We start from the raw sequence: 15,475 nt of genomic DNA on the forward strand, positions 1-15,475 counted from the left end.
TAGGTTAGAGGAATAGCTATAGGAATGGATTGTAGGGAGTAATTATAGGAGCAGTCATGATGGAAAACAGCACAAAACAGGAAATATTGAAAACAGCGAAGGACTTATTTAATCAACGAGGTTTCAATGCCGTATCTCTGCGCGATATTTCAGGCGTCATGGGAATCAGCAAGGGAAATCTGACCTATCATTTTAAAAAGAAAGAAGACATTATTGAAGCGATCCTTGATGAAATGTCCGGTCAGTACCGGCCTCCGCAAGTTCCCCAATCACTGGGCGAAATGAACGCTCTGTTTATGCATCTTCAGACGCTGGTGAAAGACAATGCCTTTTATTTCTGGCACCATGCCCAGCTTGCTCAAGTGTCCCCCAAAATACGGGAACAGCAGAGCAAGGTCTATCAAACCAACACCAAATTGTTCAGGCAGGCCTTTGCTGTCTTCAATAAAGATGGAGTGCTCCTTGACGAGCATTTTCTCGGTCAGTATGAACAAATCATCGACTCCCTGCTGCTGGCCTGCATTTATTGGATACCCTTTGGTGAGTTAAAGCAAAAGGTTGGGCAGCCGGCCACATTTCAACGGCAGGCCTGGGGGTTGCTCTATCCCTTGCTTACAGAAAAGGGGAAGAAGCTGTTGCAGGAGATCATAGGATAGATTAGGCACTGTGTTAAAATTCAGCTGTTTTAAAAATGAGGAAGCAGGCTTCGTCATTTTTAAAAACAGCCGATTTTTAAACTGGAGGGGTGTTAATCTATTTGCAATGTGAAATGTGCTATGATATCCTTAATCTATCCTTAAGAACAGGAGGTACAGAACGATGTGTAACACTGAATTGATCGCGAAGAACCACAAATTAAATCCAGAAATTCAGGAGGGGGCACATCTTTAGTTTGCTGACTGTTTTTTCCTATACCTTTTCTTAGGCTATTAATCCAGTTACAAAATCCGGTTAAGCAACCAAGACGAAGATGTTCTCTATCGTCTTTTTTTGTGCCCTTCTCCCCAGAACATTAAAAAAGGAGCTAGGGCAAATGAATATAGTATTTGAGGGAGTGTCTAAAAGTTATCATGACAGGATGGTCCTGCAAAATGTCAGCGGTGGCATAAATCAAGGGGAGAAGGTTGGTCTGATTGGCAGCAATGGCATAGGGAAAACGACCCTTGCCAGGATCCTGGCCGGTGCGGAAACCCCGGATCAGGGCAGCATTGAGTATACGCCCCCTAATGGGCTGATCATCTATCTGCAGCAATACTCCGATTTTCAACCAGGTGCCTCCGTGTATGAGGAACTCTATCAAGCAGTCAGTAAAAATGCCAATGTCTACGGACCGCTGGACACCATGGTAAAGAAATCCCTGCATCAATTCGAGGTCCATGAATCTTTGTGGGGGCTCCCGGCAGCAAGTTTGAGCGGCGGCGAAAAAACCAAGCTGATGCTCTGTAAAACCCTGACCAGGGATTTTGACTTGCTGATTCTTGATGAGCCTACCAATCATTTGGATATGGATAGTGCGGCGACCTTGGCAAGGATTATCAAAGGGATCAAACAATCTGTTTTAATCCTGTCCCACAACCGGTACCTGCTGGACCGTGTGGCAGACCGGATCTGGGAACTGACGCCCTCAGGTTTGAAAGCCTATAAAGGCAATTACTCCGCATATAAAACCCAAAAAGAAAATGAAGAGAAGCATACCGCCAAAGAGTATGAAAAGCAGCAATTGCGAATCAGGCAGTTGACCGAAGGGATTCGCCAGCGAAGAAGCTGGCTGGCCGGCGCTCAAAAAAACTCCGACTATAAGAATGCCGCCAAAACTCAGGCCAGCGCCATTAAAGCCAAAGAAAAAGAGCTGGCCCGGTTATTAAGCAACAAAATCCCCAAACCCCGGCAAGCCCTCCTCCCGGCCTTTGACTTTATCAACAAATTTCCTGTTCAGAACCAGAAGCTGTCGCCCCTTGTCATACGCGCCAGCCAATTAACGAAGGCCTATGGAGACCATACCGTCTTTACCGATGTATCCTTTACCATGGGCAGGGGTGAAAAGGCAGCTTTGCTGGGGGATAATGGAGCGGGAAAAACCACGCTTTTAAAAATTCTCTGTGGGGTTGACCGCGATTTTCAAGGACAGCTCTCCCTGGACCCGGCTCTGCGCATCGGTTACTTTTCCCAGGAATTTGAAGAACTTGACCTGGGCGGTACGATCCTGGAAAACATGAAAACCTTCGATAAATCGGCAGAAAATATCCGAACCCTGCTGGCCTGCCTTCTCTTCAGGAAAAACGATGTTTTTAAAAAGGTTAAGGGGCTGAGTATGGGGGAAAGGTGCCGGGTCGCCATGGCCAGGCTGATTCTCTCCGGAGCCAATTTTCTGGTTTTGGATGAACCGACCAATTATTTGGATATGGGGGCTAAGGAAAAAATCGAAGCGGTCCTGGAGCGCTATGCAGGCGGCATTTTGTTGGTTTCTCACGATGGGTATTTTGTCCAAAGGATGGCCACGAAAATTATGCGGTTGGAGCAGGGAGCGTTAAAGATCTATGAGGGAAATTATGATGATTATCTGCGCAAGAGAAAAAATGAAGGGGCACAGAATAAGGGCGGGTTGGATTTGGTGACAATTCGCAACCGCATTCTCCAGCTTGAATGTGACTTGGCCTGCCTCGGCGGAAAGCTCAATCAAAGATTGGGAGAAGAGGATAAAAAAAGCCTTCATGAAGAGTATCTGCGCAAAGCCCAAGAGGTGAATGCCTTACGAAAACTTTTGTAAGTATAGGATTAAGAAGCTGTCCTGTAAGTAGAGGATGAAGAAGCGGTCTCCAAGACAGTGGGAAAAAGCCTTGACTCTTACCTTGGAGGAGGGCTTATGCTTAACGCGAGGTGAAGAATGATGCTGTACACGGTTAAAGAAGTCGCCGGATTGGCGGGAGTTACGGTCAAAACACTCCATCACTATCACAAAATAGGATTGCTCAAGCCCTGTGAGATCACGGATGCCGGCTATCGTCTCTATGGGGCGGAGGAATTGGAGCGTTTACAGCAGATCTTGTTCTACCGTGAGCTTGATTTTTCCCTCAGCGATATCCAAAAAGCCCTGGAGGACCAACCGGGCCGCTTGATGTGTCTGACCAAACAACAGGAACTGCTTATAGCGCGCAGGCAGAGACTGGATTGTTTGCTGAAGACCATTGGCGAGTCGATTGTTCTCACCAAGAAAGGAGAAATTATGGAAAAATCAGCAATGTTTCAGGGACTTAACGCCGATGCCTGGAATACCGCTCTGGCGGAGCAAAGTCAATACCTTAAGGATCACTATGGGTATGAGCTGCCCAAAGTAGAGACTGAGCAAGCCCAGGAGATGAACGATAGTGCCGCTGAAGCCAAGCAGTTTATGGATTTCCTGGCCGAGGCCCTGCGGGCCGGCTGGAAAGGGAATGATCCCAGGCTGCAAAAAAAGATAGAGGAGCATTTGGCCTTTTTAAAGGACCATGGACATCCTGTCGATGCCCAGACCTTTGCCGCTCAAGCCAGATTCTTTTTGGAGGATGATTTTCATCGCGGTATGCTGGAAAGTCAGCAGCTGGGGCTTTGCTACTACCTCTGCATCGCCGCGGAAATGTATGCAGCTGCCAATCAGTAATCAATAATCGTTAATCAGTAAAGGATTAGAATAATAGGGAAGACCTGCTCTTTTTGGAGGGCAGGTCTTCCTTTGTACACATGCCCTGTGGGCAGCGCCAAGTGCTTTACCTAAAAGCTTTGCTTTAGAGCAAGGGGCTGATATCCCCGGTGTAAAACAGGTTGAGCCGGTGCAGGGCTCTGGTGCAGGCGATATAGAGAAGATTTTTGTCATCTTCACTGTCATAATGCTCTTGATCGGCATCGCAGATGAGTACAGCGTCAAACTCCAGGCCTTTTGATAAATAGACGGGGATGGCGAACACACCTTTCAACTCCATCTCCACGTCGTTTCTGATCAACTGAAGAGGAACCTGCTCCTTCAGCCGCTCATACAGAGAGCCGGCGTCTTGCTCAGTTTTGCAGATTAACCCGATGGATGGATATCCCTTTTCCCGGCAAGCGTTAATCTCCTTAATGATCAGCTGATCGAGACTCTCTTGATCGGGAGCGGTCAGGACGGCCGGAGGATCGCCTTTTCTGCTGAAGCTGTTGAGTTTAAAGCTTGGCTCGAGAAACCTGGTGCTGTACTCTAAGATCTCCTTGGTGCAGCGGAAGCTTTTATCCAAGGTTACCAGGGCTGAGTGCTGCTTATTGAATATTTGCCTTGCCCGGTCGTAAAGGGATAGATCTTCCTGCTTGCCGATGGTTTGCTTGATATCCCCTAAAATGGTATAGCGGGATTGGGGAAACAGAGCCTGAAAGATTTCAAAATGAAGAGGATCATAATCCTGAGCTTCGTCGATAACCACCTGCTTGATCCCTTGATAGCCGTTATAACCTTTTGTCTTCAGGTGGAGAAAGGTTAAGGCCAGGGCGTCATCATAAGCCAGGACATCCCGGTTAAGATTGGCACAGGTAAAGTCAATAATCTCCTCTATACAGTCGGGCAGCTCCAAGCCTTTGGCCAAACGATAAAAATAAGGTTTGTCACTGAAGAGCTTTTGATAAAGTTCGGCACAATCGAACTGGGTGAATTTCTCTATTTGCTTAAGCAAAGCGGTGCTTTCCAGAAGTGATAACCTGCGGGCCCTTTCTTCCACGGCAAACTCCTGCCCGGTCCGTTCCCCAATGAAGGTTTTCAGCTTTTCCAGACGATGTGCGCGCTGCTTGTGGACGGATTTTAAAATGGATTTCTCCAGGTGCTGCAGGGAATAGCTCAAGGGAGCAGGAGTCCGTTTCTGGTCTTTAAGGAGTTGTGCTTTTAAGAGTTGCCGGCTGGCCAGGCACTTCCCGTCATAATAGATATCGCTGAACCGGTTCCAGCGCTGGGGCAAGTCGGCAATAAAACGCTTTAAGATCTCAGTGAACTGGCTCGAAGCTTTAAAGGCCAGGCTGTTTTTCAGGAGCATTCTCTTTTGAGGGCTGTCTTGGGAGCGGCCGGGGGAGAGCAGGGATTCCAGAAATTGATTCCTGGTTTGGATGGTTTCCCGCTGCAGCACTTTGCGCAGTATTTCATCAACTACCAAAGAATGAACATTGCTCTCTCCCAGTTCGGGCAGGACGTTGGCAATGTACTTTGCAAAGAGGGTATGGGGGGAGATAATGACGATGTCGTTGTTGGATAACTTAGTCGCGAGACCCTGATACATCAGATAGGCGACGCGATGGAGGGCAACGGAGGTTTTGCCGCTGCCGGCAGCTCCCTGGACCATCAGCAATTCCATTTCCAGATCGCGGATCACCCGATCCTGGTCTTGCTGGATGGTCTCGACGATGGTTTTCATGGTCGGGGAAGTATTCTGGGAAAGCAGCTTGCGCAGGAACTCATCCATGATTTGCCGATCTGCGTCAAAAAAATACTCCAGTTTCCCTTTATGGATCTCATATTGACGTTTTAAGCTGACCGTTCCGCTTATTCTGCCGCCGGGAGATTCATAGAAGGCTTCCCCTGTGCCGAAACGGTAAAAGACACTGGCGATGGGTGATCGCCAGTCATAGATAGTGATGTCATGGGTTTTGTCATCCTGGAGGGAAGACCGCCCGATATAAATCTGCTCCGGGGATTCCTCGTCAGCGAACGTAAAATCCAGGCGGGCAAAGTAAGGTGAATCAAGCAACTTTTCCAGGATCAGGATCTTGTTGGCGTCCCGTTCATATTCGGAGACTTTTGCCGACACGGGATTGGCGTACTGGCTTAACTCCACAAGGGCGTGAAAATTATCCATGGACCAGAGGCCGGAGATGGAATGAGAGGTATCTTCCCGCATTTCCTGCTTGGCGGCAAGTATCTCAGCCTTATTATCCTCGCTCCTTAGTCTGGCTGCAGCCAATTGTTCCTCGACGATGGCTAGGGTTTGTTCCAGACGCCTGTTTTCCAATTCTTGTTCCATTTGAATTTTCTCCAAAGCCCAACCCCCTGTTCATGACATTTCTTCACCTATGTTACACATAATGGCTGGGGATTATAAGAATGTTATTTGAAAAAATTTAATGGTATAATTAAATTAGGGGGAAAGCAATCGTCAAGCTGCCGCCCTTTTTTATTGCCAAAAACCGGCTTTGTTATTCGGCGCTCTCAAGGGTGACGGTTCTTGCCGTGATTCTTACTAAAAATGAAATTTTATCTTCCCGGAAGGAAATCCAAGGGAATAGGCTGAATATAGCAATCGGAAGAAATAAGCAAAGAACGGATTAAAGAAGAGGTAAAGCGATGTTGTTTTTATTGGATTTAGGCTTGATGATTGGCCTGGCAGTTGCAGGCTATGGATTGTTTAGGAAGATTAATTTTCCGGCGCCTTCCATTATGGGACCGATGATGATCTTAGGAATATATCAGGTTTTAGGAGGAGGACTCCCTGAACTCTCCCTGACCATCGTTAATATCCTGCAGATCGTGATCGGTCTGTCTTTAGGGGCCAGAATCAATGATCAGAAGCTGGCCGATCTGGGTAAAGTGTTGCGGCCGTCTCTCGTTATCGCAGTTTGGACTTTGTTGTCAACCTTTGGCATGACCTTTATTATTCATCAATTCACACCCAATATGGCCACGGCTCTTTTTGCGGCTGCCCCCGGCGGAATCTCGGAAATGACAGTGCTGGCCTTAGTTTACGACGCCGCGGTGCCCATTGTGTCCACTTATCAATTTGTACGTTTAGTGGTCATTATCAGTGTGGTGCCTTTAATCGCCCGTTGGCTGCAGGGAAGACAGAAAAGCAAAGACCTCGCGGTTGATCAAGAGCCTGCCGGAGCTGTTCTGGGGGGAGCGGACTTGGAAGATTCCCAGGGGCCGGAGTCAAAAACTGCTCAGGAGCAGCCGGTATCCGCGTTAACCACCTGGCAAATCCTTCCCCTTTACCTGATAGGCACTTTGGGAGGATTGCTTCTGCTGGCTTTGAACTTTCCCGGGGGTGGAGTCATCGGAGCTATGGCTGCCTTGGCCATAACCAATGTACTGTTTAAAAAGCAGTATAAATTCCCCAATAGTGTGATGCAAATCGCCTTGCTGGGAATTGGAATGAGTATCGGGTTGGAGTTTTCGCCGGAGATAGTCCGGACGATTCGGGAGATGCTCCTGCCGATTGTCGGGTTCTCTCTCCTGATTGTGCTCAGCAATCTTGCTGTGGGCTGGTATATCCGTCACCTGACCCATTGGGATATGATCACCTGTCTGTTGAGTTCGGCGCCCGGCGGCCTGAATCAAATGCTTGTGGTTGCCGAAGAGATGAAGGCCGATTCTCTGACCATCAGTATACTGCAATTGGTGCGCCTGCTGATTATCATCATCTGCATCCCGTTGCTGGCCCCTTTTTTCGTCTGAACATCATAAGATAATTAATTTATTGAGAAAAAAGGTTTCTGAATGTTAAAATGGATTTGACTGTTCGGACAATAGATGATCGGTGTCGGAAGGAGTGGCAGTATTGCAACACAGCAGCAGATATGAAGTCAATACCCTGAGAAGGTTTATGGAGCAAGCCTTTACCGCCTGCGGGGTATCAGAAGCCGATGGGCAAATTGTAGTAGATAACCTGCTCTACGCGGAACTGCGGGGAATCAAGAGCCATGGTGTAAGCCGTTTTCCTGTGTATTTGCGACGCATCCAAATGGGCGCGGTTAACCCTCAGCCTCAAATAAGCATGGAGCAGAGGACTCCGGTACTTCTTAAAGTGGATGGGGATAACGGCTTGGGTTCCGTGGTTATGGTGCATGCTCTGAACCGGGGTATGGAGCTGGCTGAGCAGTTGGGAATCTGTGCCGTCGGGATCAAAGGGAGCAACCATTGCGGAGCTTCCGGCTACTATTGTGAGCTTGCCGCGGAGCAAGGCCTGGTCTCCATCGTTCTAACGGACGGTCCTCCGGCTACTCCGCCTTGGGGAGGCCGGAAGGCTTATTTCGGAACGAATCCAATGGCCTTTGGCCTGCCGCGGGCACAAAAACCTCATATCATAGTGGATTTGGCTACTTCATTGGCGGCCCGGGGGAAAGTCATCCGGGCGGCGGCTCAGGGAGAGAAAATTCCCGAAGGGTGGGCTCTTGATAGGGAAGGCCTGCCTACGACAGATCCCCAGGCTGCCTTGGCCGGGGTTTTACTGCCTATGGCAGGTGCCAAAGGCTATGCCTTGAGCCTGGTTGTGGAGCATTTGGCCGGCGTTCTGGTGGGAGCCGGTTTCGGCAAAGATGTGGCATGGCAATACAGTGAGGGGAACAAACCCGCCAATGTAGGCCATTTTATTATTTTAGTCAAGGCTGATGCTTTTATGGAGATGGCAGACTATCACAAGCGCACGGAACAGTTTGTTGAAGAGATTAAAAAGATTCCCTTAGCTCCTGGCACGAAAGAAATCAAACTGCCTGGGGAACGTTCCTGGGAACAACAGCAAAATACAGAGGCCCAAGGGATTATCCTTGACGCTGACTTGCAGGCAGCCCTGCAAACCATTGCTCAGGAGTTAACTATTAATTTAGGTTAGCATGCATTTGGAATCAGCCACATTGCCTTTCTGCCGTATGGAGGATTGCTTATGATCAGAATTGTCTATACTATGACACTTGGCCATAATCGGGATATTATCAATCAATTGATCCATGCCAAAGAGTCAAAGGATGTCTCTGTGGAAGTGCTGGAAACGGCCAGCCCTCAGGCGTTAATGGAGTATGATCTGGAAAACACCATTGTCATTGCCCGCGGCATCTATTACTTGACCCTCAGTAAAAGCTTTAAGCATGCCCGGGTGATTGAGCTGGCCGTCACCGGGTATGATATTCTGCGGGGAATTGTGGAGTGTAAAAACAACTATCAGGCTCAAAAAATTGCCATCATCCTATCGGAAACCATTCAGGTCGAGAAGAGCTTCATTGAGGACATTTTGGATGTACAGCTGACGGTTTTCCCGGTCAAAGACTATGACCATGTGGATGAAGTCTTTAACTATGTAAAGGGCCTGGGATTTGATGCCGTCCTGGGCGGGTTTACGGTTTTTCGCATGGCCCAGAAAGAGCGAATCAATTCTGTAGCCATTACCATGGGATATGAGGCCAACTATTTAGCGATTACCGAAGCCTTTAGTGTGGCCAAAGCCATTATTAAAGAGCGCAGGAAAAATGAGCTTTTCCGAATTATTCTGGAAAATACGGATGGAGCTGTCCTCGCTTACGATAATCAAGGATTGGTTATGGCCTATAACCAAGGGATCTATGATATTTTGGATCTCCCCGCCAATGAGATCCTTACGGGGAAAGAGCTCTCTGTTTTTTTGCCCCAATTTAAGGAAGCCCAACTCACTGAAGAAAGTTTCTCCGCCAATGAAATCATTACTATCAACAACCGCAAGGTCGTGATCAACAAAAGAAGTATTATCATTGAACACAATAACCTGGGCACGGTCTTAATGCTGCAAAATGTGGACGCGTTGCAAAAAACAGAGATCGATGTGCGCCAGAAATTAAACAAGAAAGGGTTAGCGGCCAAGTACACCTTTGATGCGATCATCGGTCAGAGTGAGGTGGTCCAGAAAATCATCCGCGTAGCCCAAAAATATGCTGTTGCCAACTCCAATGTGCTGATTATCGGCGAAACTGGGACAGGGAAAAAGCTTTTTGCGCAAAGTATTCATAACCACAGCATGCGGCAAAACCAGCCCTTTGTGGCCATCAATTGCGCAGCTCTCCCCGAGCAGCTGCTGGAAAGCGAACTTTTTGGCTATGTGGCAGGAGCTTTTACCGGAGCTGCCAAAGGAGGGAAGGTGGGCCTTTTTGAATTGGCCCATAAAGGGACCCTCTTTCTGGATGAAATTGCCGAAATGCCCATGGGTTTGCAGGCGAAACTCCTGCGTGTCCTCCAGGAACGGGAAATCCGTAAGCTGGGAGATGATAAGATTATCCCCATCGATGTACGGATTATCGCCGCTACCAACGAGGATTTGCGCTTAAAAGTGCAAGAAGGTAAATTCCGCCAGGACCTTCTCTACCGTATCGATGTGTTGAGTTTAAGCATTCCACCCTTGCGGGAGCGCCGCGAAGACATTAAGGCCATTGCTAAAACCTTTTTGGCTGAATTTTCCCAAAACCGTCAGCAGTCCATCCGCTTAAGTCAGGAAGGGCTCATGGAACTGATGCGCTATGACTGGCCGGGCAATATCCGGGAAATGCGCAATGTCTGTGAACGGCTATCCGTGCTCTCTGAGAACAAAACCAGCGGAGTTCACGAAGTAAAAGAAGTATTGAATATAAAAAAAGAGCCCCCTTTGAATCTGATCACTCAGACCGCGGCCATGCAAAATTCGTCTCATCAGGAAAGACCGAACAAAATGACCCAGCAGCAAATGGCAGAAATGCTGGGAATCAGCCGCACGACATTATGGCGCAGAAAACAAAGACAGGAAATGAAGGCCGATGGGGAAAATCTTTAAGACCATACATGCCGTCGTTTGCGGAAGTATGGTTATTTTTTTGTGCAATATAACCGGGCAGCTGAAACGATGAAACAAATGCAACAAAGTGCAACAAAATGAAGCGTTTTGATGTTTCAAGAAAACTGGCTATTTTCTAAAAAATGTCCAAGTTATTGGAAAATTTAAAACCCATTGATAATTTAACCAAGGAATTCAGAACTGGTCCAAAGAGTGAGATAAGTCTAAAACTTCAGGCAGCAGGCGGGAAAGGCGAGAATCGGGCATTTGAAAATAAAAAGTTTTCCAACACTTCTCCATAGTTGGCATGGATATTGCATTTTTAATCAGTCAGGATTAAGACGTGGGAGGGAATCTTGATTGATAAGCAAAGGATACAAACCAGTCATTGGCGTTACTATGGGAGACCCTGCGGGAGTAGGGCCGGAAATTGTCGCCAAAGCCGCTGCCCAAGGAATCTTAGCTAAGGATGCTCATCCCATTATTGTTGGGGATCAACGTTTATTCAAGCGCGGTATGGAAATTGCCAAGGTGAGGGTTGATTTTCAAGTGGCCGCCACCCTGGAGGAAGCCTTAACCATGGACGGGATCGTTGTTTTAGATACCCGGAAGTTTGATGCTGCGGATTTGGTGATGGGAGAATTAAGGGAGGAATGCGGACGGGATGCCGCCACCAACATTCAAACCTGTGTGCAGTATTGCCGGCAGGGCTTGATGGACGGAATTTGCTTTGCACCCAACAACAAAGCGGCCATGAAAAAAGCGGGGTTTGTTCTGCATGGGGCCATCGATTTGCTGGCGGGATTTTTCCAATTCACAGGCAACCGAGGGGAATTGAATGTATTGGATGATGTCTGGACAGCCCGGGTCACCAGCCATATCCCTGTTAAAGACATCAGTGCCCGGCTCACTGAAGAGGGAATCCTTAACTCCATCCATCTGGTCAATGACACTCTGAAACGGGCCGGTATTGCCAAGCCCCGCATTGCCGTAGCCGCCTTGAATCCCCATGGAGGGGAAGGGGGCACCTGCGGGAGGGAAGAGGTTGAGGTCATAGCTCCCACAGTGGAAAAAGCCAAAGCCATGGGGATTGAGACAGACGGTCCTTTCCCGGCGGACACTCTGTTTATTAAGCTCTTCAACAGGGAATACGATGCGGCAGTGACCATGTTCCATGATCAGGGCCAGATTGCGATGAAGCTTAAAGGATTTGACCAGGGGGTTACGGTCATGGCCGGCTTGCCCAATCCGGTGACCACCTGTTCCCATGGCTCAGCCTTCGATATTGCCGGTAAGGGAATTGCCAATCCCGGAGCATGGGGGAATTCCTATGGGCTTGTGGTCAAAATGGCTGCAGTGGATAAGCTGGCAAGGGTTAAGGAGGGCTGATCTGTGAAACTGGGTTTTATTGGCCTGGGACAAATGGGGAAACATATGGCCTTGAATCTGCTCAAAAGCGGTGAGGAACTGATTGTCTATGATCAGCGCCCGGCCAGTTATCCGGAGTTTGAACAGCGGGGGGCACGCACAGCTGCCCAAATCCGGGATGTGGCAGAGGCCGATATCATTTTTTGCTCACTTCCCAACAGTGAAGTGGTCTGTCAGGTAGTGCTGGGAGAGACGGGTCTTAAGAAGGTTCTCAGGGCAGGGCAGATTATCGTCGATACCAGCACCATCAACTATTCCACAACCCTGGAGATCGGGAAGCAGCTGGAGTCTGTGGGAGTAGAGTTTATCGATGCTCCTGTATCCGGTATGGAGTCCCGGGCCAAAGAGGGAACTCTCACCACCATGTGCGGCGGCAAGCAGGAGTTGTTCGAAAACGTGAAGCCTTACCTCCAGTGCTTTGCCGACAAAATCCTCTACATGGGCCAGCCCGGCAGCGGTCAATTGACGAAGCTGATCAATCAACTTTTGTTTGATATCAATGTGGCCGCCCTGGCCGAGATCCTCCCTATGTCCGTAAAACTGGGCCTTGACCCGGAAAAGGTAGGAGCGGTGGTCAACAGCGGAACAGGAAGAAGCTATGCTTCAGAATTCTTTATTCCCATGATTCTCAAGGGCAGCTTTATGGACGGGTATCCGATGAAGCACGCCTATAAAGATTTGGTCAGCGGAGCGGAAATTTCCGCCAGCCTTTGCATCCCCATGCCTGTGCTCGGCGCCGCGACGACCACTTACCAAATGGCCTTGCTTAAGGGATTAGGAGATCGGGATAAGGGCGGCATGATCGGGGTATTTGAAGACCTGCTTCAGGTACACTACCGCCAGCCTTCCCCAGAAGAATAACGGAATGTGATTCCGGTAGTATAAAGGGGCGGATAAGGATGAAACTGGCCTATACTGTATGCGGGCCTGAGACAAAGGCTGACTATCTGGCCTATAAGGGCCCCTTGGCAGACATGTGTGCCAGCCTGCACGAGATTGGATACCAGGGAATCGAACTATTTGTCCGGGATCCCCGGGAAATTGACCCGGGGGCATTAGGACGGCATTTGGAGCACTATAGTTTGGCGTTAGCAGCCATTGGTACAGGACCGATGTTTGCTGAAGACCAATTGCGGTTTACTTCCACCGATGAAAGGATCCGCAGGGAGGCCATCACCAGGGCCAAGGCAGCCATTGATTTGGCTTCCCGGTTTGGCGCTCAGGTCAACGTGGGCAAACTGCGGGGAGATATTGCCCGGGGAGATGAAGGACGTTCGGAGTTTTTACGGGATCAGGCGTTCCAGGAGATCGGCGGGTATGCCGAGGAGCAGAAGGTATGGATTACCCTGGAGCCCCAATGCCGTTTTGCGATTAACAATCTTAAATCCACCCAAGAAGCCTTGGTCTGGCTAAGAACAAAGCAATTTCCCAATTTGCGGCTGATGCTGGATGTGTTCCATATGAACATTGAAGATAAATCCATCGCGGCCAGCTTTATTAAAGCAAAAGATTATAACATCCATGTGCATTTGGCAGACAATCAGAGAGGTGTTCCGGGAACGGGGAACTTGAATTTTCCCGATATGATCCGGGTCCTCAAAGCTTTAGGATATAATCGCTACCTTTCTATGGAAATCGAGCAGTCTCCCAGCTGCTATGAAGCTGCCGCCAAAGCGTACACCTATATCCAACAACTGCTGAATGACGATTAAAAATGCGGAAAAAGAGAAGGGATAAGGGATGAAAAAGGATACCCCAATGTTAGTCAATTCCCAGGAGTTGTTTGAGGGCATTAAAGGCGCCTATCCCCGGGCCATGTTTAAATCCGTAGGCTATACCCAGGAGGATCTTCGCAAACCGGTCATCGGGGTTGTCAGTTCCTGGTCGGAGATCCATCCCGGCAGCTACCCGAATAAGGAGCTTGCTCAATTCGTCAAAGCAGGGGTTTGGGCAGCCGGCGGAACACCTGTGGAGTTTCACACTATTGCCGTCTGTGACGCTATAGCCCAGGGAATGGGCATGCACTATTCCCTGCCCAGCAGGGAAATCGTCGCCGCGGAAATTGAGCTGATGGTGGGTTCAGGCGGGTTTGATGGACTGGTCTTTCTCCCATCCTGCGATAAATCTCCCGCAGGAATGCTGATGGCGGCCGCCCGCCTCAATCTGCCGGCCATCTTTCTGCCACCGGGTCCCATGCTTTCTCATTTTGACGAGCAAGGACAGCAGCGGGTGATGTCGGATATCAAGGAAGGCATGGGAGCTTTCAAGAAGCAGCTCATCGATGAGAAACTCTTTGCGGCCATTGAAACCGATACCTGCACCACAGTGGGTGTTTGCGGCATGATGGGAACAGGGAATACCATGGGTTGCCTGATTGAAGCTTTAGGTATGAGCCTGCCGGGCACCTCGACTACTCCAGCGGTTTATGCCGAAAAAAGACGTCAGGCCAAAGAAACGGGTCAGCGGATCATGGCAATGGTCAAAGAGGATTTGCGACCCCACCGGATCCTGACGGCTGAGAGCCTGGCCAATGCCGTGCGCTTTGTTATGGCTATTGGCGGCTCAACCAATACGGTGCTGCATCTGCCGGCCATTGCCAGGGAAGCGGGAGTGGAGTTAACCCTCGACGACATCGACAGGCTTTCCGAGCAGACTCCCTGTATTGCCAAGTATAAACCCTCCAGCAAATACACCCTATGGGATTTCTATCAGGCAGGGGGAGTGGGAGCCGTTCTGAAAATCATGGCCCCCTTGCTTAATCAGGAGGCCCTGACCGTAACCGGGGGGACCATTGAGGGACATTTCTGTGAGGTGAAGAACTGGGAAACCCTCCGTCCTTTGCATGATCCGCTCCAGCCCAAGGGGGGAATCGTCGTCCTGAAAGGCAGTCTGGCCCCGGACGGCGCTGTGATCAAGGTCAGCGGTGTTAAGGGTGGGCCAAAACGTCAGGTAGGAACGGCCAAAACCTTTGAATCGGAAGAGCATCTCCTGGAGCACATCATGACCAAGGAAATCCAACCGGGGGATGTGCTGGTGATTCGCAATGAAGGACCTGCCGGAGGCCCGGGAATGAGAGAGATGTCCATTCCGGCGGCGCTGCTTACCGGCATGGGTCTGGGAGACAGTGTGGCCATGATTACCGATGGACGCTTCTCCGGAGCAACCCGGGGCTTCTGCATCGGCCATGTTGCCCCGGAAGCCCATGCAGGAGGGCCCATTGCCATCGTCCGGGATGGGGATCAGATTGAAATTGATATCGAACATAAGTCTCTTAACCTTTTGCTGAGCCCCGGCGAGATGACGAAACGCATGGCGGAGCTTGCGCCGCGCCAAAGTCCCATAAATAAAGGATTTTTAGGGGTGTATGCCCGCAATGTCAGTCAGGCAGATAAAGGGGCGGTTCTTGAATAGAAGGGGCACCGGCAGGATTTCTGAAGGGAGGTGATGTGGGTTTAAACCAGGTAACAAGCACTATACAGGAGGAAGGGTCGAGGTTCTTACTCAATAAAACAAGTCGGTAA

11 protein-coding genes are annotated in these 15,475 nt (G+C 49.4%); 10 read left to right on the forward strand and 1 reads right to left on the reverse strand.

Annotation, left to right across the window (positions count from 1 at the left end; genetic code table 11):
- Nucleotides 1-56: 56 nt before the first annotated feature.
- The 3 genes from DHAF_RS09745 to DHAF_RS09755 all read left to right on the forward strand — a co-directional run bounded on the left by DHAF_RS09745 (nt 57) and on the right by DHAF_RS09755 (nt 3,637).
- On the forward strand, nt 57-656 hold the full coding sequence (locus DHAF_RS09745) for a TetR/AcrR family transcriptional regulator (protein ID WP_011461136.1): 600 nt from the start codon (nt 57-59) through the stop codon (nt 654-656).
- Nucleotides 657-1,033: 377 nt separating this feature from the next.
- On the forward strand, nt 1,034-2,767 hold the full coding sequence (abc-f, locus tag DHAF_RS09750; protein ID WP_015943765.1) for a ribosomal protection-like ABC-F family protein: 1,734 nt from the start codon (nt 1,034-1,036) through the stop codon (nt 2,765-2,767).
- A 117-nt stretch (nt 2,768-2,884) separates the two neighbouring features.
- Entirely contained in the window at nt 2,885-3,637 is a 753-nt protein-coding gene (locus tag DHAF_RS09755; protein ID WP_011461134.1) for a MerR family transcriptional regulator, read from the forward strand.
- Between the two features lie 124 nt (nt 3,638-3,761).
- Here DHAF_RS09755 and DHAF_RS09760 read toward each other — a convergent pair whose 3' ends face one another.
- Nucleotides 3,762-6,023, reverse strand: a complete 2,262-nt coding sequence (locus tag DHAF_RS09760) for a HelD family protein (protein WP_041271952.1) — start codon at nt 6,021-6,023, stop codon at nt 3,762-3,764.
- A 305-nt stretch (nt 6,024-6,328) separates the two neighbouring features.
- On the opposite strand from DHAF_RS09760, the gene DHAF_RS09765 reads away from it, so the two are divergent.
- The 7 genes from DHAF_RS09765 to ilvD all read left to right on the forward strand — a co-directional run bounded on the left by DHAF_RS09765 (nt 6,329) and on the right by ilvD (nt 15,365).
- A complete protein-coding gene (locus DHAF_RS09765; protein ID WP_011461132.1) occupies nt 6,329-7,435 on the forward strand; it encodes an AbrB family transcriptional regulator in 1,107 nt (368 codons plus the stop codon).
- Nucleotides 7,436-7,529: 94 nt separating this feature from the next.
- A complete protein-coding gene (locus tag DHAF_RS09770; RefSeq protein ID WP_242659961.1) occupies nt 7,530-8,588 on the forward strand; it encodes an Ldh family oxidoreductase in 1,059 nt (352 codons plus the stop codon).
- 51 nt (nt 8,589-8,639) lie between these two features.
- Nucleotides 8,640-10,526 carry a sigma 54-interacting transcriptional regulator gene (locus DHAF_RS09775; RefSeq protein ID WP_015943766.1) on the forward strand — a complete coding sequence of 629 codons (1,887 nt, stop codon included), beginning with the start codon at nt 8,640-8,642 and terminating at the stop codon, nt 10,524-10,526.
- Nucleotides 10,527-10,886: 360 nt separating this feature from the next.
- Nucleotides 10,887-11,915: a 4-hydroxythreonine-4-phosphate dehydrogenase PdxA gene (locus tag DHAF_RS09780; protein WP_015943767.1), complete on the forward strand. Its 1,029-nt coding sequence runs from the start codon at nt 10,887-10,889 to the stop codon at nt 11,913-11,915.
- A gap of 3 nt (nt 11,916-11,918) precedes the next feature.
- Nucleotides 11,919-12,815, forward strand: coding sequence for an NAD(P)-dependent oxidoreductase (locus tag DHAF_RS09785; protein ID WP_011461128.1), 897 nt, complete (start codon nt 11,919-11,921; stop codon nt 12,813-12,815).
- 38 nt (nt 12,816-12,853) lie between these two features.
- Nucleotides 12,854-13,666 (forward strand): sugar phosphate isomerase/epimerase family protein, encoded by an 813-nt coding sequence (locus DHAF_RS09790; RefSeq protein WP_011461127.1) that lies wholly within the window; start codon nt 12,854-12,856, stop codon nt 13,664-13,666.
- A 28-nt stretch (nt 13,667-13,694) separates the two neighbouring features.
- Nucleotides 13,695-15,365, forward strand: coding sequence for a dihydroxy-acid dehydratase (gene ilvD / locus DHAF_RS09795; protein WP_011461126.1), 1,671 nt, complete (start codon nt 13,695-13,697; stop codon nt 15,363-15,365).
- The last annotated feature ends 110 nt before the right edge of the window (nt 15,366-15,475 follow it).

The sequence above is a fragment of the Desulfitobacterium hafniense DCB-2 genome, assembly GCF_000021925.1.
GTDB classification, from domain to species: Bacteria; Bacillota; Desulfitobacteriia; order Desulfitobacteriales; family Desulfitobacteriaceae; genus Desulfitobacterium; species Desulfitobacterium hafniense.